20 protein-coding genes are annotated in these 20,011 nt (G+C 37.3%); 2 read left to right on the top strand and 18 right to left on the bottom strand.

Annotation, left to right across the window (positions count from 1 at the left end; all coding sequences use genetic code 11):
• The first annotated feature begins 2 nt into the window (after positions 1-2).
• On the top strand, positions 3-509 hold the full coding sequence (locus tag IGL90_RS06010) for a hypothetical protein (RefSeq protein ID WP_002357693.1): 507 nt from the start codon (positions 3-5) through the stop codon (positions 507-509).
• A gap of 25 nt (positions 510-534) precedes the next feature.
• Here IGL90_RS06010 and IGL90_RS06005 read toward each other — a convergent pair whose 3' ends face one another.
• Positions 535-1,929 carry a 6-phospho-beta-glucosidase gene (locus tag IGL90_RS06005; protein ID WP_002357694.1) on the bottom strand — a complete coding sequence of 465 codons (1,395 nt, stop codon included), beginning with the start codon at positions 1,927-1,929 and terminating at the stop codon, positions 535-537.
• 141 nt (positions 1,930-2,070) lie between these two features.
• Here IGL90_RS06005 and IGL90_RS06000 point away from each other — a divergent pair, with 141 nt between their 5' ends.
• Positions 2,071-3,069, top strand: coding sequence for a LacI family DNA-binding transcriptional regulator (locus tag IGL90_RS06000; protein WP_002379419.1), 999 nt, complete (start codon positions 2,071-2,073; stop codon positions 3,067-3,069).
• A 35-nt stretch (positions 3,070-3,104) separates the two neighbouring features.
• Here the strand turns inward: IGL90_RS06000 and IGL90_RS05995 are convergent, their stop codons facing one another.
• From IGL90_RS05995 to moaC, 17 genes are all read right to left on the bottom strand, one after another.
• Positions 3,105-4,367, bottom strand: a complete 1,263-nt coding sequence (locus IGL90_RS05995) for an ABC transporter permease (RefSeq protein ID WP_002357698.1) — start codon at positions 4,365-4,367, stop codon at positions 3,105-3,107.
• A complete protein-coding gene (locus IGL90_RS05990) occupies positions 4,360-5,259 on the bottom strand; it encodes an ABC transporter ATP-binding protein (protein WP_002357699.1) in 900 nt (299 codons plus the stop codon). Before IGL90_RS05990 ends, IGL90_RS05995 begins: the two co-directional genes overlap by 8 nt.
• Before the next feature lie 104 nt (positions 5,260-5,363).
• Positions 5,364-5,621 carry a DUF3884 family protein gene (locus IGL90_RS05985; protein ID WP_002369461.1) on the bottom strand — a complete coding sequence of 86 codons (258 nt, stop codon included), beginning with the start codon at positions 5,619-5,621 and terminating at the stop codon, positions 5,364-5,366.
• 154 nt (positions 5,622-5,775) lie between these two features.
• Positions 5,776-7,572: an excinuclease ABC subunit UvrC gene (gene uvrC, locus IGL90_RS05980; RefSeq protein ID WP_002357701.1), complete on the bottom strand. Its 1,797-nt coding sequence runs from the start codon at positions 7,570-7,572 to the stop codon at positions 5,776-5,778.
• A gap of 164 nt (positions 7,573-7,736) precedes the next feature.
• Positions 7,737-8,051, bottom strand: a complete 315-nt coding sequence (gene trxA, locus IGL90_RS05975; RefSeq protein WP_002357703.1) for a thioredoxin — start codon at positions 8,049-8,051, stop codon at positions 7,737-7,739.
• 97 nt (positions 8,052-8,148) lie between these two features.
• Positions 8,149-10,515 carry an endonuclease MutS2 gene (locus IGL90_RS05970; protein WP_002369462.1) on the bottom strand — a complete coding sequence of 789 codons (2,367 nt, stop codon included), beginning with the start codon at positions 10,513-10,515 and terminating at the stop codon, positions 8,149-8,151.
• 110 nt (positions 10,516-10,625) lie between these two features.
• Positions 10,626-11,174, bottom strand: a complete 549-nt coding sequence (locus tag IGL90_RS05965; RefSeq protein WP_002357705.1) for a CvpA family protein — start codon at positions 11,172-11,174, stop codon at positions 10,626-10,628.
• 19 nt (positions 11,175-11,193) lie between these two features.
• On the bottom strand, positions 11,194-11,637 hold the full coding sequence (zapA, locus tag IGL90_RS05960; protein ID WP_002357706.1) for a cell division protein ZapA: 444 nt from the start codon (positions 11,635-11,637) through the stop codon (positions 11,194-11,196).
• Between the two features lie 268 nt (positions 11,638-11,905).
• The gene (locus tag IGL90_RS05955; protein WP_002357707.1) at positions 11,906-14,008 is read right to left on the bottom strand and encodes a heavy metal translocating P-type ATPase; all 2,103 of its coding nucleotides are present in this window, start codon (positions 14,006-14,008) and stop codon (positions 11,906-11,908) included.
• A 121-nt stretch (positions 14,009-14,129) separates the two neighbouring features.
• Entirely contained in the window at positions 14,130-15,134 is a 1,005-nt protein-coding gene (locus IGL90_RS05950; RefSeq protein WP_002425862.1) for an ATP-binding cassette domain-containing protein, read from the bottom strand.
• A complete protein-coding gene (gene modB, locus IGL90_RS05945) occupies positions 15,131-15,802 on the bottom strand; it encodes a molybdate ABC transporter permease subunit (protein ID WP_002357709.1) in 672 nt (223 codons plus the stop codon). Before modB ends, IGL90_RS05950 begins: the two co-directional genes overlap by 4 nt.
• An 8-nt stretch (positions 15,803-15,810) precedes the next feature.
• Positions 15,811-16,611: a molybdate ABC transporter substrate-binding protein gene (gene modA / locus IGL90_RS05940; RefSeq protein WP_002360416.1), complete on the bottom strand. Its 801-nt coding sequence runs from the start codon at positions 16,609-16,611 to the stop codon at positions 15,811-15,813.
• Positions 16,612-16,629: 18 nt separating this feature from the next.
• Entirely contained in the window at positions 16,630-17,601 is a 972-nt protein-coding gene (locus tag IGL90_RS05935; protein ID WP_048737250.1) for a molybdopterin-binding protein, read from the bottom strand.
• 3 nt (positions 17,602-17,604) lie between these two features.
• A complete protein-coding gene (locus IGL90_RS05930; RefSeq protein WP_002361756.1) occupies positions 17,605-18,087 on the bottom strand; it encodes a MogA/MoaB family molybdenum cofactor biosynthesis protein in 483 nt (160 codons plus the stop codon).
• The gene (locus IGL90_RS05925) at positions 18,080-18,514 is read right to left on the bottom strand and encodes an MOSC domain-containing protein (protein WP_002357714.1); all 435 of its coding nucleotides are present in this window, start codon (positions 18,512-18,514) and stop codon (positions 18,080-18,082) included. The genes IGL90_RS05930 and IGL90_RS05925 overlap by 8 nt, the downstream gene beginning before the upstream one ends.
• 2 nt (positions 18,515-18,516) lie before the next feature.
• Positions 18,517-19,491, bottom strand: coding sequence for a GTP 3',8-cyclase MoaA (gene moaA, locus IGL90_RS05920; protein ID WP_002371204.1), 975 nt, complete (start codon positions 19,489-19,491; stop codon positions 18,517-18,519).
• Positions 19,488-19,997, bottom strand: a complete 510-nt coding sequence (moaC, locus tag IGL90_RS05915) for a cyclic pyranopterin monophosphate synthase MoaC (protein WP_002366623.1) — start codon at positions 19,995-19,997, stop codon at positions 19,488-19,490. Before moaC ends, moaA begins: the two co-directional genes overlap by 4 nt.
• Positions 19,998-20,011 lie beyond the last annotated feature (14 nt).

Raw genomic sequence — 20,011 nt, 5'->3', positions numbered from 1 at the left:
ATATCAGAGAATCGGACTTTAGTAGGATACAATTTTACCGAAACTATGGCAAAATAAAGACGGAGGTGAAAACCATGAAGATTACATTGACACGAAAAACATCAGCTTGGGGCGCGTTACGCTATTTTACATTTTATAAAAATGGTGTGCATCAAGGGAAACTTTTTACTAATGTACCTATTGAAATTGAGGCTGATCCTGGGGATGTTTTAACGTTCTATGAAGGCTGGTTCCAATTTTATCGGCGCATTGAAGTTACTGAAGATACCAAAGAAATCACGATTATCAATTCTAAAAAATTGCAACATGTTTTTTATACCTGTGTCGTCTTATTTTTAATTTTAACGCTATTATTCCTTTCCGCACAGAAACTTTCGACGTTTATTATTGCTGAAATTTTAATTTACTCTGGTATTCAGTGGCTGTTCCGGCAACAAACCTATCATTTTACTGTCAAGAAAAAAACGGAATCCTTTGCTTCCTATTCTAAAAAAAGTATCGCACACTAAACGAATCTTTAGCGTGCGATATTTTTTAATTACTTTTCATTAATTCGGCCACATATGTGACTGTTTCTGGTTGTGTTTCTTCAATTTTATTAATCGCATCTGCAAAATTCGGTAAATGCGCTTTGTGGGCAATTAATAATTCGTCCAACAAGGTCTTCGCCATGACGCCGCCAGGAACTAATGGATTAATAGTGAAAGCATGCAATGCTGCGCCGTAATCACCATTGATGGCTGCTCGAATAACCGTTTCTTCCATAGCTTTCATATTTTGAATAATTCCTCGTGCTGCTGGCGGAAAGGCCCCCCAGTTGTAAGGTTCATGGCCATGAGCTGTCACAGGTCCAGATACTTCTACAACACAATCATACGGTAAATCAGTAATTGTCCCATTATTTTCAGTAGAAACAACCATATCCGTTCGTTTATCATTATAAATTGATGCAATCATTTCACAAGCTGCATCGCTATAGTGTGTGCCGCCCCGTTCTTCTAATTCTTTTGGTTTGTAATCTAGTTTGGGATCTTTATACAATTCAAACAGACGACCTTCCGTTTCTTTAACCACTTGTGCTCTTGTTTCGCCCCGTTCATACTCTTCGATGGAATGCTTCAACATCTCATCTTCAATATAATAATAGCGATGATAACCACATGGTAACATTCCTAAATCTTTTAACTGTTCATAATGGAACGGCGCATCAAAAATATTTTTCAAATGACTTTCTTGCTCTTGCTTAGGTCCGTAAATTAAATCAATGAGTTCTTGTGTTCGCTCTTGTCCTTCTTTGTCCCAAACGCGGTGCCAATGGAAATGATTAATTCCAGCAAATTTAAAGAATAAGTCTTCTTCTGGAATTCCCAGCATTTCGGCCGCTTGTTTTCTATGACCAATCGGCACATTACATAAGCCAACTGTTTTTTTCCAACCACCATGTTTAATTGCAGCTTCCGTAACCATTCCAGCTGGATTAGTAAAATTCACTAACCAAGCATCTGGGCAAAGGCGTTTCATATCGTCAATAATAGCTAAAATGACAGGAATTGTTCGAAATGCTTTAAACATTCCTCCCGCGCCATTTGTTTCTTGGCCTAATACTCCATGGGACAAAGGAATCCGTTCATCTTTAATGCGAGCATCTAATAATCCTACACGGAACTGTGTTGAAACAAAATCCGCCCCTTTTAAGGCTGCTTCACGGTCCAATGTTAAATGAACTTCCCAATCTAAACCAGCAGCTTTAATCATGCGCTTCGCCATTGCCCCAACGATTTCCAATTTTTCTTTACCAGCTTCAATATCGACTAACCAAATTTCCTTAATTGGCAGTTCATCTTTTCTTTTAATGTATCCTTCAATTAATTCAGGTGTATAACTAGAACCGCCACCAATTGTTGCAATTTTTAATGCTCCTCTTGTCATCCGTCTTCTTCCTCCTTGATTAAATTGTTATCGTTTACATCTTTAGGATAAATTATGGGAATGTTCCCATGTCAAGCACTATTTTCAAAAAAATGTATGCTATACTTCTTATAAGAATACATTCCACTTTGGAGGTAAAAAATGACGTCTATCATTGATGTAGCAAAAGTTGCCGGTGTCTCGAAATCGACTGTTTCTCGCTTAATTTCTGGAAAAGGATATGTGAGTGCCGATAGTCAAGAAAAAATTCTCAAAGCAATGAAAGAATTAAATTATACCCCGAATTATGTGGCGCGGAATTTACGAGCAGGTGCCACAAAAACCATTGGCTTTTTAGCCCCTAGCTATTTAGGTTCCTTAGGTATTTTCTTGAATCGCTTTATTTCAATTGCCAAAAAATACAATTATTCCGTAACCTTATTTTTTACAGATGGCGATCAGCAAAAAGAAATTGATGCCTTGAACCAATTAAAATACAAACAATTAGATGGCTTGTTTTTATTGACACGAACAAATGAATGGTCGGTGATTGAGCCTTACAGCGCGTATGGTCCTTTAGCAACCTGGCATCGTATCGATTCACCTAATATATACTCTTCCTACATTGATCATTACTCTGGTTATTATCGTTCCTTAGAATATTTACAACAACAAGGATACCAAAAAATTGGTCATGTCCTCGGTAATCCCGAAAATTTAAACACGCACGCACGAAAACGTGCAATGAAAGATTTTTATGAAAACACTCAGGCACCTTGGCAAACTGAGTGGCTGATTAATGATCAGTATACTAACCATTCTGGTCGCAAAATTGCCCATTACTGGCAACAATTAACCGACAAGCCAGAAGCTTTGGCCTTTTATAATGATCACGTAGCAGCTGAGTTTATTTCAGAACTTGAAAATCTAAATTATGCCGTTCCTCGCGATGTCGCTGTCATTGGCTTTGATAATAGTTATGTCAGTGAGTTGATGCATATTACGACTGTTGATTATGCCATTCAGTATCAAGCCGAAAACTCATTTATTTACCTATACAACCAATTAAATCAGACGAATATTCCTGAAAAAAAATTAACCGTTCGTCTAGTTGAACGACGAACGGTGCCTAAAAAAGACCCGGCAGATCAGTCACTTTGACTGATTTACCGGGTCCTTTTATAGTTAAACAAGGATTATTTATGCTTTTGTTCATTTTTTAAAATAGAAATTGACTGTTTTAAAGATTGAATCATGCCGCCTTCACTGTATACAAGAACGTTTGATTTGTATAAACGAGCAGAGAAGATTGTTAAAATAATTCCAAAAACTGCCAAAATCACTAATGAGACAATTGCTTCCATTGTTGATGCCGTTTCGGTCGCCAAGCGTACTGGCATAATGTATGACGAAATCAGCGGAATAAAGGAAGTCACTTTCACCACGATATTTTGTGGATCATTCGTCCCAAACGTAATGCCGATCATATAACCGATTAAACCAATATACATGATGGGCTGAACTGCTTTTGCTGTATCCTCTGGTTTGGAAACAAGAGAACCACAAAGTGCTGCCAAAACAGCAAAAACGAGAATACCAATAATGAAAAAGCCTAATGTAAAAATAAAGGTTGATGAAAAAATACTTTGTGGTGAAATACCACTTAATAGACTTTTCATAAAATCAAGATTTTTCAATTGAGAATAGCCGAGAACAAACGCCACTCCGTAAATGAAAATTTGTGTTAAAGCTACTAGAATAACCCCAGTTAATTTGCCATAAAAATGGGTTTGCGCTTTTGTACTAGAGAGAATAACTTCCATGATTCTAGTGCCTTTTTCAGAAGCAATCTCTTGGGCAATAATTGAAGAATAACTGCTGATGAAGACAAATAACAAAATTGTTATCCCCATTGCTAACGCCATTTGAATCCCTGTGTTATCTTCTCCTGTTTTTATTTTGCCATTTTCATCAAAACTAATTTTGGCTTTTTTAAATGTTGCTTGTTGATTCAACATGGCAACTTGCTCAGCTGTTAGGTTTAAACGATTGGCATTCGCCATTGTTTGTAATTGGTTTAACATTTGAGGAATTAGCATCTCGGTTGCATTTCCTAAAGAGCGTTCAGAGTAAAGCTGACCAGAAATCTGATTATCTGTAGTGTCCAAAAGTAAATAGGCATCAATTTTCTCGTCTTTTAATTGTTCTTGGGCCTTTTTCTCAGAAGAAACAGCTTTGAAAGAAAAGTCCTCTGTTTTATTCTTTGTCAACTCTTTAACGAGCGCTTGATTTTCCGAAACCAGACCAATGGTAGTATCTCCTGAAAAACCGCTAGCTAGAGAGCCCGCTAAGTAAACAATTCCTACAAGAAGAAATGGCGCTAAAATCATGATTAAGAAAGACAGCGACTTCACATTTTTCTTATAGACATCAGTCGCAATAATCCAAAATTTACTCATCTTGCCCACCTACTTTCATTTTGAAAATTTCTTCCAATGTTGGTGGTTGTTGATTAAACATTGGAATGTAGCCGTTGGCTGTCGCTTTATCAAACAACACTTTGCCCACTTCAGCGTTTTCTAATGTCGCTTCTAAGACGCCATCTTGTCGCAAGTGTGCTTCTTTCACACCTGCTGTAGCAGCAACTTCCTCAACAGATAACGGTGATTCTAAGAATAATTTTGTTCGACCAAATTGTTGTCGAATTTCATGAACCTGACCATCTAAAACCATGCGTCCATTTTTTAACATGACTAAATGGTCACAGATTTTTTCCACATTGTCCATATTATGACTGGAAAAAATGACACAAGAACCTTGATTTTTCAATTCAATAATGCCGTCTTTTAATAATTCTGCATTAACTGGATCCAAGCCACTGAATGGTTCGTCTAAAATAATTAACTTCGGTTCATGAATAAGTGTCGCAATCAATTGAACTTTTTGTTGATTTCCTTTTGATAAAGATTTAACTTTATCTGTTTTTTTGCCTTTAACTTGAAATTTTTCCATCCAAAAGTCAATTTTAGGTTCAATTTCTTTTTTAGTTTTTCCCCGCAACGAAGCGAAATAAATTAGTTGGTCTTCAATCGTAATTTTAGGATATAAACCCCGTTCTTCTGGTAAATAACCAATAATATTGTACTCTTTTTCGTTTAATGGTTGACCATTCCATAAAACTGACCCGCTATCTTGTGTTAAAAAATTTAAAATCAAGCGAAACGTAGTTGTCTTCCCGGCACCATTTTGGCCAATTAATCCTAAAATTTTCCCGTCCGGTATCGTAAAGGATACATGATCAACTGCTTTAAAATCCCCAAAGGTTTTGACTAACTCTTTTACCTCTAACACATAAACGCCCCCTTCACTTTTTCTAAACCGCTGTTTAGTTACTCATATCGTATCTTTCCTGTGTTGGCTTGTCAATGACAATTGTTATGGAAAGATGTTGCACTTTAATCAGACGCTTTATTTTCTGCTAAGCGAAAAAGACCATCCGTCTCGGCAGAAATATGCACTTCATTTGCGGTCAAGCCTGTGCTTTCATAAAATGTATTTTTAAATTCCTTTGCCGATTTTGATGATTGGCAGGCCCAAATTCGACCTGTACGATTCAACCACGTACCCAATTCATTCATTAAACGCTCATCAATCAGTAATTGATTTGGTACTTTTTTAAATTTTATTTGATAAACGGGTGTTAGTATTTTCATGATCAGACGTCCTCTCTTTTAAGTTAGTATTAGTATATCACGAAAGAAATCGTTATCATATTTTCTTGAGAGTTCAACTTTTCATGAAAAAATTGAATAAAAAAAAAAACAGACAAATTAGGAAAAGCACCTAATTTGTCTGGTTCATTTTCATTTATTTTTCTATCTCAGAGGTTGTTTCTTGGTGCAAATGACGATACACATTCTTCGCGACAGTTTCAGGTAACCCAGCTTTTCTTAATTCTTCAACACTGGCTGCCGTAATATTTTTAAGCGATTTAAATTCTTTTAAAAGATTTTTTTTGCGTTTCGGTCCCAAGCCTTCAATGTTATCTAATTTGGAAGCAAAACTATTTTTACTACGTAATTGACGATGGAATGTGATGGCGAAACGATGGACTTCATCTTGGATTCGTTGCAACAAGAAAAATTCTTGTGAGTTTCTTTCCAATGGTACAACTTCTAAGTTTGGACCAAATAAAAGTTCACTCGTTTTGTGCTTGTCGTTCTTGGCTAATCCAGCTACAGGAATATCGACTCCTAGTTGATTGGCTAACACATCTTTAGCAACATCGACTTGGCCTTTACCACCATCGATTAAAATTAAATCAGGAAAAGGCAAGCCTTCTTTTAAAACTCGTGAATATCTGCGATAAATGACTTCTCTCATAGAAGCGTAATCATCAGGACCTTGGACAGTTTTTATTTTATATTTTCGATACTCATTTTTAGCTGGCCGTCCGTCAATAAACACAACCATCGCAGAAACAGGGTTTGTTCCCATAATATTTGAATTATCAAATGCTTCAATTCGAATGGGCGCAGGTATGTTCATCGCATTGCCTAATTTTTCAACTGCGCCAATTGTTCGTTCTTGTTTCCGTACAATCAAATCGAATTTTTCATTTAAAGCAACTGCAGCATTTTTACTGGCTAATTTAACCAGTTTTTTCTTTTCTCCCCGTTGCGGCTGCAAGACTTTCGTAGCTAATAAAGCTTCGACGCTTTCTTTATCAATGTCATCAGGAATCAAGACTTCTTTTGGCACAAAATGCTCATTCTCTTGATAAAATTGTCCAATAAAAGTTAAAAATGCTTCACTGGCATCATCATAAAATGGAAAAATCGATACATCACGTTCGATTAATTTTCCTTGTCTGACAAAGAATACTTGGACACACATCCAGCCTTTATCAACAGCATAACCAAACACATCACGATCAATTAAATCCACATTCGTCATTTTTTGGCGGGTCATAACTGTTTCAATCGCTTTAATTTGATCGCGAAATTCTGCAGCTTTTTCAAATTCCATATGTGCAGCTGCATAAGCCATTTTTTCTTGTAAGCGGTCCTGAATTTCTGTATGTCCACCAGAGAGAAACCCTTTAATCTCTTCCACCATATCTTTGTAGACTTGCGGATCCACATCAAAAGCATAGGGACACAGACATTGTCCTAAATGATAATACAAACAAGGTGTTTTTTGCGATGGATTACATTTTCGCAAAGGAAAAAGCCGATCTAACAGTTTCTTTGTTTCATTCGCTGCATTTACATCTGGATATGGCCCGAAATATAACGCTTTGTCTTTTAAAACCTTTCGAGTAATCATTAAACGAGGATATTTTTCGTTTGTGATTTTGATAAAAGGATAGGTTTTATCGTCTTTTAACATGATGTTATATTTGGGATTATTTTTATGGATTAAATTAATTTCTAATAAAAGTGCTTCAATATTCGATTCTGTCACAATATATTCAAAATCATCGATTTCACTGACTAATCGTTCTGTCTTAGTATCATGGCTACCACGAAAATAAGACCGGACACGGTTTTTCAAAATTTTGGCTTTCCCAACATAGATAATCGTGCCGTTTTTATCTTTCATTAAATAACAACCAGGTTGATCAGGAAGCAGTGCTAATTTATTTTTTATTCGTTCGTTCATACGATACTTCCTTTCTAACAAAATGCTTCGTCTATTATACACCTCTTTTTGTAATTAAACAAAAAAAGCCGCTACTTTATGTACGAAAGAAACAGCCTGAAAAGACAATCGCTAATGATTTCTCTTCAGACTGAATCAGACTATTCGTAATGACTAATCAACGTTTATAAGTGTTTGGCAATCATTGCTTGCAATTGGTCTTTTGTATGAACACCGACTGCTTTTTCAACAACTTCGCCATCTTTTTTCAATAGCAATGTTGGGATGCTCATGATTCCAAAACTTGCTGGTGTTGCAGGATTTTCATCCACATCCATTTTGACGATTTTTACTTCGTCTTCATCATATTCTTCAGATAATTGTTCTAAGATGGGTGCTTGCATACGACAAGGGCCACACCAAGTTGCCCAAAAGTCGATTAAGACTAATCCTTCATCTGTTTCTGTTGCAAAATCTTTATCGGTAATTGCTTGTGTCATTTCACAAACCTCCTACTCTTTACTCTTATTACATGCTTAGTATAACACGTCATCTCTAAGATAGCGAGTGTTCTGCTTACTTATTGTAAGTCCTTATTTATTGGAATTTTACGACAGTCGCACCATTACCACCTTGGTTTTGTGGCGCAAATTCATAGCTTTTCACACTGCGGTGATTTTTTAAAAATTCCGTTATTCCGGTTCTTAATGCACCTGTTCCTTTGCCGTGAACAATGGTTACTTGTGGATAGCCCGCTAGAATCGCAGCATCAATGTATTGGTCAACTTCTGCCAATGCTTCTTCGTAGCGTTTGCCACGTAAGTCTAGTTGTGTGCCAACATGACTGCTTTCTGCAGAACGAACCGTTGTAACTCTTGGTTTCGCTTCTTTTTGTGGAGCGACAGGCGTCATATCCTCTTCAGATACGTTCATTTTTAAAATGCCCAATTGGACTTGCCATTGTCCTTTGCCGTTGTCTTTTAATAAGGTCCCTCGTTGGCCGTAAGTATTGACAATTACTTCATCGCCAGCTTTTAATTTTTTCTGTTCTTTCGCCTTCTTCAGCACTTTGTTTTTAGCAAGCTTGGTTTCTTCATGGTGTAATTGAGAAAGTTGTGTTTTCGCATCAATTAACTGATGTTCTTTGACACCACCTTGTTGGCCACTTTCCAATTGCATTTTGCGAATATCAGAAATAATAGTTTCCGCATTTTCTTCCGCTTCTGCAATAATTTTATTCGCTTCTTTCCGCGCTTTTTGTAATTCTTTTTCTCGTTCTTCAAAAAACACTTGATAGGCTTCTTTCAGTTCTTTATGCAAAGCCGCCGATTCATCGACATAGTGGCGAGCTTCTAAATATTCAGTTTCGGCCATTTTGCGACGGTTTTCCAGGTCTTCAATCATTTCGTTTAAATCTTGACTTTCACCGTCCATTATTTGTTTTGCAGCTTCAATAATACTGTTGTCTAATCCAAGACGTTTCGAAATTTCAAAAGCATTACTTCGGCCAGGCACGCCAATTAATAAACGATAGGTTGGACTCAAGGTATCTACATCAAATTCCATACTGGCATTGATTGTTCCAGCTCGATTATAGCCATACACTTTTAATTCAGGATAATGGGTTGTTGCCATCACATAGGCTCCTTTAGCACCCAATGAATCTAAAATGGCAATCGCTAAAGCGGCCCCTTCTTGCGGATCTGTCCCAGCACCTAATTCATCAAATAGTACTAAACTTTGATGATCGACTTTCTTTAAGACAGACACGATATTCGTCATATGTGAAGAGAAAGTACTTAAACTTTGTTCAATCGATTGTTCATCCCCGATATCCGCAAATACTTCTGTAAAAATCCCCATTTTACTCTCTTCTTCAACTGGAATAGGTAATCCAGCTTGACCCATTAATTGTAAAAGACCTAACGTTTTCAGAGTAATGGTTTTCCCGCCGGTATTAGGCCCTGTAATCACAATTGCTTGATATTCTTCTCCAATCACAATGTCATTGGCTACAGCTTTTTCTGGATCCAATAGCGGGTGCCGGGCTTGTTTAAAAACTACATGATTTGCTTGACTAATTTCTGGAACAACTGCTTTTAGTTCTTTTCCTAGTCGTGCCTTAGCATTAATAAAATCAAGTTTACCGATGACATAGGCATTATGCGTAATTTCACGGCGATAAGGGACCAACTCGGCCGACAGTTCTGCCAAGATGCGAGTAATCTCATTTCTTTCGGCAATTTGTTGTTGTCGCAAGCGATTATTCATTTCTAAAATTTGTTTAGGTTCAATAAATAAGGTTTGTCCTGAAGCACTTTGGTCGTGAACCACGCCACCAAAAATATTTTTATATTCTTGTTTGACTGGAATCACGTAGCGTTCATTTCGCATAGTAACAAGGGCATCACTAAGGTAACGTGCGTTTTTCCCACGAATAATACTATCTAGTTCTTCTCGAATGGTCTGCTCACTACGTCGAATATTTTGCCGAATTGCCTTTAAGGCTGGCGAAGCTTCATCTGTGACGTAGCCATCATCATCAATGGCTTGTTTGAGTTGGCGATTTAATTCAGGCAAAACTTCTAGTTGCTCTCGCCACATATATAAACGTTCAAAATCAACTTCATTTTCACTTAACTCATCAAAAAAACGAGTCAGTTCTGAAGTAGTCGACAAGACACGGCCTACTTGTGCTAATTCTATGCCATTTAAATCCGCACCAATTTCAATCCGTTTCATGTGTGGTTGGATATTTTCTAATTTAGGAATGGGGATTCCACCACGTAATCGTTGAACTTTTAAACCATCCTGTGTTTCATTTAGCCATGATTGAATTTTATTTTCATCAGCAATCGGTAATAATTCCGAAACTTCGTTTGTCCCCTGAGCTGTCACAATAAATTGCAACAACTGTTGTTTTACTTTATCAAACCCTAATGTTGATAGAATACGCTGATTCATTTTTCCACCTACTTTTCTAACTTTTTCATTTGTTGAAAAGACTGAGACATAACATAAGAAGTTTCGCTTTGCTCACTTACTTCTTATCTCTATCTCAGTCCCATTCAGCTTTATTTCGTAATTGGTTCAACCCATAATTCATATGCTTGTTTTGTTAGAATTGGGGTATTTTTTACAATGCCTCGTGCCAAGCCACTTGACCGAAACTGATTTTGGACAATATCTGACGGAATCATTGACGCCGTAGCTAACACTAGAAAAAGACCCACGTATAACACAAGAACACTTAATACGCCACCTAATAGTCCATTTACCTGTTTCAAAACTGGAATAAATGTTAATCCATGTAAAAAGATAGCTAAAAAACGAACGACCAACCAGCCTGCAAACAGCAATAATAGAAACGCAACCGCTGAATAAAAGGCTTTGTCCAAGTCTAAAGAAATCTCTTGATTAAAAAAGACAAGCTTTGACGTTGGCGTAACCGATGGATATGGAATATACAATTCTAAATGAGAGGCGACCTCTTTGTAATAAGTTCGAGCAACAAAATATGAAATTAAGTAACCCACCGAATAGAGCACTTGTAAAATCAAGCCTCGTTTAGCTCCTGTATAAAATCCAAAGGCTAAAAGTAATAAAATAAGTATTGTTAACATCTTGTCATCCTTTCAGGAACTACTCCGAAACACCTTTATTTTGAATCTGCTGTTTTCGATTTTCATTCAAAATTTGTTGGGCTTCCACATGATTATGAATTTCTACATCTTCTTGTCCATTCTTTTTCAAAACATCCCGTGCTTCTTCTTCGATAATTTCCATTCGGCGCACACGATTCTCTAATTCAGCCAAACGAATGGTTTTCTGTTTTAAATCTGCTACTTGTTTTTCCAATTTTAAAGCATATTCTTGTTTTTTTAGTTGATCTGAAATTGCATTAATTGCTAATAAAACAGAAGCTTGTTCCGTATCAGTTTGCGGAGAAAGATGTTTAATTTCCGCCAGTTGTTCGTTGACAATTTTTGTGACTAAATCCATATGTTGTTTTGACTCTTGGCCAATAATTGTATACGTATGGTCTGCAATGATTGCTTTATATCGTGTTTTTTCATTTGATGCCATGTTGAGGTTCCCTCCTGTAAATCAATCCATTCTTGCTTATTGTACCATGAAAAAAAAGCGAAGCGCAATTTTCGTACAAATTCTCTCTTATTATATGCCACAAAGCGAAAAATTTAAAGATTTCTTTACAAGAACTCTGGCAATTTAAGAACGAATAGAAATTGTGTAGGAGAAAAAGCGTGGAACAAAAAGTCAAAGTGATTTTTGTCCCACGCTCAAACTCTGATAATCAGCTAAAAAGGTTTGTTTCAGCTGTACTTTTTAAGGCTTAGTTATTATCTTTCATCTTTTCTACACGTAAACAACGCATAGCATTTAAAACAGCGATAATAGTTACACCAACATCAGCAAACACTGCTGCTTGCATTGAAGCCAAGCCTAATGCACCTAGTACCAAAACAATGATTTTAACAGCAATCGCAAAGATAATGTTTTGTTTAACAATTCTCAATGTTTTTCTTGATAATTTAATCGCAGAGGCGATACGACTTGGTTCATCATTCATAATCACCACATCAGCAGCTTCAATTGCCGCGTCACTTCCTAAACCACCCATGGCAATCCCAACATCAGCCCGGGCTAAAACAGGTGCATCATTCATACCATCACCAACAAAGGCAACTTTGTTTTTAGGTGAAGATGCTTTTAACAACTCTTCTAAACGATCCACTTTGCCATCTGGTAAAAGTTCTGCATAAACTTTGTCAACACCAACTTCTTTTGCAATAGCTTCTGCAACTTGTTGATTGTCTCCAGTCAGCATAACAGTTTGTTTGACCCCTTCAGCTTTTAATTCTTTTATTGCTGAAATAGCGTCTGGTTTCAATTGATCCGCAATCACTAAATAGCCTGCAAATTGATTATCAATAGCGACAAAAATTAAAGTTCCCGCTTCCTTCACTTCTGGTGCTTCGATACCAAATTGTTTCATTAACTTCGCATTACCGACTAAAACTGTTTTGCCTTCAATTGTGGCTTTGATACCGTGTCCGGCAACCTCTTCAATTGCTGTTGCTGGAACTGTTTCTTTGCCATAGCTTTCTTTAATAGAAATAGCAATTGGATGAGTGGATAATTGTTCTGCTGTTGCTGTTAAACGTAACAACTCTTCTTCAGGTAAAACAACACTAGTTATGTTTTGAACCACAAAATTTCCTTTTGTTAGCGTACCAGTTTTATCAAAAACAATCGTTTCCGTATTCGCTAAAATTTCTAAATAGTTGCTCCCTTTAATTAAAACACCTAGTTTGCTGGCTCCGCCAATTCCACCGAAGAAACTTAAAGGAACAGAAATGACTAAGGCACATGGACAAGAAATAACCAAGAACGTTAATGCCCGATAAACCCATTCATTAATAGAAGTATCAGGGAAAATAAATGGTGGAATCACTGCCAATAAGACAGCTAAAACAACGACAACTGGTGTATAGTAACGAGCAAATTTAGAAATAAAGTTTTCTGCAGGGGCTTTTTTACTGCTAGCATTTTCAACTAAATCTAAAATTTTGCTAACTGTTGAATCCCCAAATTTTTTCGTAACATTAATGGTCAAGGCCCCATTTTTATTGATAAAACCACCTAAGATTTCATCGCCGACTTTGACCGTTCTTGGAACGGATTCACCAGTCAACGCAGAGGTATCTACCATACTTGAGCCATCAATAATTTGACCATCTAATGGAACTTTTTCACCTGGTTTCACTAATATTTGTTGTCCAATTTCAATTGTATCTGGAGCGACCGCTTTTATTTGTCCATTTACTAAAAGATTTGCTGAATCTGGACGAATATCCATTAATTTGGCAATTGATTTTCTGGATTGATCAACCGCAGCACTTTGGAACCATTCGCCGACCTGGTAGAACAACATTACTGCCACAGCTTCGGGATATTCCCCAATAAAGAATGCCCCGATCGTTGCCACAGACATTAAGAAATTTTCATCAAACACTTCCCCACGAAAAATATTCGTTACCGCTCGTTTGACAATGTCGCCACCAATTAAGACATAAACGACTAAATAAGACGCCAAAGCAACCCAATTATTACTTGGCTTAATGATAATAAGTGCTAAAAATAAAACAAATGCAATAATGATACGAATTAAGCGATTCTTATTTGGATTACGTCCCTCTTCTTCTTTGACATCTTTTAAAGAAATAACTTTGACATCTGGTTCTAACTTACCAATCACTGCACGCGCTTCATTTTCGACTTCTAAATCATGTCCTGATTCAACTTCCAGTGTCATCTTTTCAGCCATGAAGTCCACACGCGCTTTTTCTACTCCGTGAATTTTTTGGACAGATTTTTCAATTTTATCTGCACAACTTGCACAATCAAGTCCTTCTAGTTTATAACTCTTTTGCATTTAAACACCTTCACTCCCTATATAATAGCGATTATTCCGTTTACATGAATAACCTTTCATGAATCTATTATAAATGAAGATGCAATCATATGTCAACCGCTTCACGTAATCTTTTTCTATTTTATAGACATAATGGCATAATTGCTGTAGGTGGAATGGATAACTGAGTAATAACTTTCGGATTGAGTCTATTGCTGCCTTTCCACCAAATTTTGGTTTGTTGGTGTTGAAACCAAGCACTTTGTTCAAAAGGTGCTGACAATGTTTGTAAGTGATGCACTTCGATTTGATTGGTTGCCTGCGGTTCTGTTGTGAAATCATGGGCCCGAATACCTATAGAATGACAAGAAATAGGAACTTCTTGTGTAACCATTAGTGTTTGTTGCCAACCAATCACTTGGACTCTGTGCGTATCTATGCGTTTGACAGGCCAAATATTTTTACAACCAGTGAGTTTAGCTGCTTCAATCGTTTGAGGTTGGTTAAATAATTGATTTGTTGCACCAAAAAGTGTTTTGCTTTTTGTGATTATCACTAAACTCTGACATAACTTATACAGTTCATCTAAACTATGACTCACAATTAAGGCATGTTGATTTAAATTACTTAATCGCTGTTGAAGTTCAATTTGCAGCTCTTCCTTTAAGGGTGCATCTAATGCGGAAAATGGCTCATCTAATAACAGGTAAGCCGGCTGAGCCGCTAGCATTCGCGCAAAAGCCACTCGCTGTCTTTGTCCTCCAGAAAGTTGACTAGGATATTGTTCTTGGACTTTAGTTAAGTGAAAAGATGCAAGCAATTGAGTGACCAATTGTAAATCTTTTGTCACGCACGTCAGATTTTCTACTACCGACAAATGAGGAAACAACGCATACTGTTGAAATAAAAGACCAATTTTTCGTTGTTGCGGCGACAAATTGATCTTTTGTTCAGCATCGAATAAGACTTGATCATTTAAAACAATCTGACCTTTATCCGCAGTCTCAACACCCGCAATACATTTTAATAACATACTCTTGCCACAACCAGAAGCACCTAAAATTCCTGTTGTTTGAGTCTTTGTTTCAAACTGAATTTGCAAAGTATGACTTTTCAATTCTTTTTGAATATCAACAATTAATCTCATTCCGATCTTCTCCAAGCGCGCTGACTAAAAAATTCCGTAAAAAATAAAATAATCAGGCAAAGTAATAACATAATCACAACATATTGATTGGCTAAACGCCAATCCCCACTTGCTACAGCAGAGTAGATAGCTAAAGGAAGCGTTCTTGTTTTACCAGCAATATTCCCTGCTAACATTGTCGTCGCTCCAAATTCACCTAACCCGCGGGCAAAAGCTAACACGCCACCGGCCAAGAGACCGTTCATCGATAAAGGTAACGCAATTTTTCTAAAATATCGACTTTCCGAAAACCCGAGTGTCTGGGCTACCGCCAACAATTCACTATCCATTTGTTCAAACGCCGTTAAGGCTGAACGATACATTAAAGGAAATGAAACAGCAACGGCAGCAATAACCGTAGCTGGCCATGAAAAAACAACTTGAATGGCAAAAAAATCAAGTAAAAACTGACCAACTGGTTGCTGAACACCAAAAATAGTTAAGAGAAAAAAACCAAAAACAGTCGGCGGTAAAACTAATGGCAACGTAAATAAACTATTCAAAAGAATTTTTAATTTACGATTTTTCAAACGAAAAACAATATACGCAACGCCTGTTCCTAAAACAAAAGTAAATAAAATGGCGATTATTGCTGTCTGAAAAGATAAAAGAATTGGTCGAACATCCATTTTCCCACCTACTTTGTTAACTTAAAGCCAATATTTTCAAAATATTTTCTGCATTGTTGACTCTGTAAAAAATTTAAAAAAGCATCTGCTGATTTTTGTTTCTTAGAGGCGGCAACTTTACCAACTGGATAGATAATTGGCTTTTTCAAAGCAGCTTCAGGCATGGCCGCAACAATCGCTACTTTTGAATTGGTTGCTGCATCTGTCGCATAAACCAAGCCAGCTTCTGCACTTGCATTAGCCACCCATTCAAGGACTTCTGTTACATTCGTGCCAAAGCTTGCGTGTTTTTCTACATAAGACCAAGCGCCTAAAGCTTTTAAGCCTTCTTCGGCATATTGACCAGCTGGAACACTTGCAGGATCACCAATTGCTATCATTTGGGCTTTTTTTAAATCAGAAAAATCATGCCACTTTGCTTGATCTTGGTTAGGCACAATAAGAACGAGCTGGTTTTCCAATAAAGGAACGACACTTTTTTTATTAATTAGTTTTTCTGCAACCAATGCATTCATTTGTTTTGTCGAAGCCGAGAAAAATACATCGGCTTTTAGGCCTTTTTCAATTTGCATCTGTAATTTTCCAGAACTATCATAGGTTCCAGTTACCTGAATATCTGGATGCTCTTTTTCAAAGGCTGGAATAATTTTCTTCTCCATGACTGATTCTAAGCTAGCTGCTGCCGCAAGGGTTATTTCTTCTTTTTTTGTTGAAACTGTTTCTTTTTGCGGCTGATTTGTACATGCAGCAATTAGGGCAACTAAACTGAATAAACTAAGCAGGAACACAGCCTTTTTTTGTTTAGACATTTGAACGCCTCTTTTCTTTTATAAATACCCGCCATAACTCAAGTCAATAATTTCAGATTTTTTAATCACTTCTTTGGCCATTAATCTTGGTAACAACAAATCAAAAACCGTTTTTTCTGAAAATAAAACACCACCTGGTAAGCCAATGATCGTCTGCTCTCCTTTATAAGCCAGCAAAAACATTGAGCCTGGTAAGACTGGTGTCCCATGGGTTACGATTTCAGCACCTGTCTGCTTAATTGCTAACGGTGTCAAATCATCAGGATCTACACTCATACCACCTGTACAAACAATCAGATCAACCCCTTGTGCTAACATCTTTTTGATCGCAACAGTAATTTTTTGCGGCTGATCATCGACAATTTCTTGCTTGACAATCGTAACTAAAGGATACGCGGAGAACTTGGCTTTTAACACAGGGTAAAAAGCATCCTCAACCAATCCTGTGTAAACTTCACTGCCAGTAGTTACAATCCCGACCCGTATTTTTTTGAAAGGTTTCACAGAGATTAGTGGCTCAGACGTGCTGAGCTGGCGTGCCTTTTCTAATTGGCTTTTAGAAATTGTTAGTGGAATCACTCGAAAGGCTGCAACTTTTTCATCTTTCTGAACTTCTATATTGGTAACTTTAGTTGACAAGGCGAGACCTTCAATTTCATTTAAAGCAATTAATTTTTCTCGATTGACTTTTAAAAGACCTCTCGTACTAGCTTTAGCAACAATTTTTCCTTCATGGACTTCACTCGGCTGACATGAGTCATCTGTTAACAGGTTATACAAAAATGTCGTTGCCTCTTCTTCATGTATTTCTGCTGGATCCAAGGAAACAAACAGATGTTTTTTCCCTAATGATAAAAGAATTGGAATATCTTCTTGAACAACTATATGTCCTTTTTTAAAACACACTTCCTTGGTCTTCCCATAGTCAATTCGCGTAATATCATGACTCAATGGAAGGCCAACTGCCTCTTCTGTTCGAATTGTTTTCATGGTTTATTCCTCATCATGTATGATTTTTTTATTTGTGATTAAATCCAAAGCGTGGGGCAAAACAGGCAACAAAAAATGCAAATGTTCTGTTACACTTTTCGGGCTACCAGGCAAATTAACAATGAGCGTGCGTCCTCTTTGAACAGAAACGCCTCGACTTAACATAGCAAATGGTGTTTTTTCCAAGCTAAGTTGACGCAAGCCCTCACTGATCCCAGGAATGATTCGCTCTGCTACACGTAAGGTAGCTTCTGGGGTCCGATCCCGTTCACTCAACCCTGTGCCGCCTGTCGTTAAAATCAAATCACAGGTCTTAGACCACTCTTGCAATAGCTCTACTAATTGATTTTCTTCATCTGGTAAAATGGTTTGTTTGGTTACCTGGTAGAGCGCAGGTAACTGTTCACGAATCAAGGGCCCCGATTGGTCGACAGCAAGTCCTTGAAAGCAACGATCACTTAATGTTACAATGCCAACTTTAAACAACGTCTAACTGGTCTCCTTTTTTAATATGACCTTCTGTCACAACAACTGCAAAGATTCCTTCTCTAGGCATGATGCAATCGCCCACTCGCGCGTAAATCTGACAGTGTTTATGGCACTCTTTCCCAATTTGAGTAACCACCAATTCGGAATCGCCTATTTTCATTTTCGTTCCAACAGGTAATTGACGTAAATCAATCCCTGAGACGATTATGTTTTCCCCAAAAGCACCATTGCCAACCCGAGCTCCTTTTTCATTGAAAGCCGTTATTTCTTCAAAAGATAACAAACTGACTTGTCGATGCCAATTACCGCCGTGCGCATCATTTTCTAATCCGAAACCTTTAATTAAGTTGACTTCAGGAATTTCCTTTTTCTGTGTGCCTCTTCGCGGGCTAATATTTATTGCAATAATTTCTCCTGTTTTCATACTTACCCTCCTATTTGTGACATAAATCGTTGTTCTCCTTGTTGTTCCAAGAAAAGATGTTTTTCAGGCTTACAGGCAATGCCACTCTTGATAATCCCTAACAATTCTGCTGTTTGTTCCATAGCTAAAGCTTCCTTTAACGAGTAGCCGTCTGCAGAATGCAGGCACGTTTTTAAATGGCCGTCTGCAGTAATTCGGATTCGATTGCACGTCTCGCAAAAACAATGCCCTAATGCACTAATAAAACCTATTTTCCCTTTAAAATCTTTTAAGGCGTAATAACTAGCAGGGCCATTGCCCAATGGTTTTTGGTATGGTTGTAACGTTCCATAATATTTGGTTAAAATGGCTTCTACTTCTTCTTGTTGCTTACCTGGATGCTCCTTCCCTAATCCAATTGGCATCATTTCAATGAAACGAAGATGCACAGTCTCTTTCTTAGCGATTTCAGCCAGTTCTACAATTGTTGCTTCACTTAGCTCTTTCCTAGCTACAGTATTAATTTTGATATTAGGTAATCCCACATCAATCGCTTGTTCTAAGCCCGCCAGAACATTCCTTAACTGACCAACTCTTGTTATTTCACGAAATTCTTCTGGATCCAAAGTGTCTAAGCTAATATTAATGCCGTCCAAGCCCGCCTCTTTTAATCCTTGAGCCTCACGAGCTAACTTCATGCCATTAGTCGTTAAGGTTACTTTTTCGATGCCTGAGATTTGCTTTATCCTTTTAATTAAAGAGAGTAAATTCGGTCTAACAAGCGGTTCACCACCTGTTAATTTAACTTTTTTGATGTCTTCTTTCGCTAATATCCTCAATAAAAAAATAATCTCATCATCTGTTAGAAGCTGCTCTTTTTTTAAAAAGCAAAGACCTGTTGCTGGCATGCAATACGTGCAACGTAAGTCACAACGATCTGTTAAAGACAAACGAACATAATCAATTTCACGGTTAAATGCATCTTTCATGCTGTTCACTCATCACTTTCCTTTGATTTAATTGAAGAACGAATGAAATGACCACTACGTCCACCATTTTTCTCTAATAAACCAATGTTTGTCATTGTCATTCCTCGATCAATTGCTTTACACATGTCATAAATTGTTAAGAGTGCTGCCTGCACACCTGTTAGCGCTTCCATTTCAACGCCAGTTGAACCCACTGTTTTTGTAAAGCAACGTACTTCTAAACAAGTTTGATTGCGCCAATCAAACTGAATTTCACACTTTGTCAAAGCAACCAAATGACACAAAGGAATCCATTCAAACGTTCGTTTTGCGGCGGTAATCCCAGCTACTCTTGCTACCTGTAATACTTCACCTTTTTTAATCATTTGGGTCTGGATCGCTTCTGCTGTCGCTTCCAACATGTGAATTTCTCCATAAGCGAGGGCTGTTCTTTCAGTGTCATTTTTTTCCGAAATATCAACCATGTGCACTTCTCCTTGTGTATTCAAGTGCGTAAATTCCTTACTTTGAACCATTTCTCCACCTCACA

The sequence above is a fragment of the Enterococcus sp. DIV1307a genome, from assembly GCF_050537425.1.
Lineage (GTDB): Bacteria > Bacillota > Bacilli > Lactobacillales > Enterococcaceae > Enterococcus > Enterococcus faecalis.
The sequence above is the reverse complement of the archived record's forward strand: the minus strand, read 5'-3'. Positions and strand labels throughout refer to the sequence as shown.

Bases quoted from the DNA above. Each gene is read 5' to 3' on its own strand.
- IGL90_RS06005 (WP_002357694.1), bottom strand. From the start codon at position 1,929: ATGACAAGAGGAGCATTAAAAATTGCAACAATTGGTGGCGGTTCTAGT.
- IGL90_RS06000 (WP_002379419.1), top strand. From the start codon at position 2,071: ATGACGTCTATCATTGATGTAGCAAAAGTTGCCGGTGTCTCGAAATCG.
- IGL90_RS05995 (WP_002357698.1), bottom strand. From the start codon at position 4,367: ATGAGTAAATTTTGGATTATTGCGACTGATGTCTATAAGAAAAATGTG.
- IGL90_RS05985 (WP_002369461.1), bottom strand. From the start codon at position 5,621: ATGAAAATACTAACACCCGTTTATCAAATAAAATTTAAAAAAGTACCA.
- uvrC (WP_002357701.1), bottom strand. From the start codon at position 7,572: ATGAACGAACGAATAAAAAATAAATTAGCACTGCTTCCTGATCAACCT.
- trxA (WP_002357703.1), bottom strand. From the start codon at position 8,051: ATGACACAAGCAATTACCGATAAAGATTTTGCAACAGAAACAGATGAA.
- IGL90_RS05970 (WP_002369462.1), bottom strand. From the start codon at position 10,515: ATGAATCAGCGTATTCTATCAACATTAGGGTTTGATAAAGTAAAACAA.
- IGL90_RS05965 (WP_002357705.1), bottom strand. From the start codon at position 11,174: ATGTTAACAATACTTATTTTATTACTTTTAGCCTTTGGATTTTATACA.
- zapA (WP_002357706.1), bottom strand. From the start codon at position 11,637: ATGGCATCAAATGAAAAAACACGATATAAAGCAATCATTGCAGACCAT.
- IGL90_RS05955 (WP_002357707.1), bottom strand. From the start codon at position 14,008: ATGCAAAAGAGTTATAAACTAGAAGGACTTGATTGTGCAAGTTGTGCA.
- IGL90_RS05950 (WP_002425862.1), bottom strand. From the start codon at position 15,134: ATGAGATTAATTGTTGATATTCAAAAAGAATTGAAAAGTCATACTTTG.
- modB (WP_002357709.1), bottom strand. From the start codon at position 15,802: ATGGATGTTCGACCAATTCTTTTATCTTTTCAGACAGCAATAATCGCC.
- modA (WP_002360416.1), bottom strand. From the start codon at position 16,611: ATGTCTAAACAAAAAAAGGCTGTGTTCCTGCTTAGTTTATTCAGTTTA.
- IGL90_RS05935 (WP_048737250.1), bottom strand. From the start codon at position 17,601: ATGAAAACAATTCGAACAGAAGAGGCAGTTGGCCTTCCATTGAGTCAT.
- IGL90_RS05925 (WP_002357714.1), bottom strand. From the start codon at position 18,514: ATGAAAACAGGAGAAATTATTGCAATAAATATTAGCCCGCGAAGAGGC.
- moaC (WP_002366623.1), bottom strand. From the start codon at position 19,997: ATGGTTCAAAGTAAGGAATTTACGCACTTGAATACACAAGGAGAAGTG.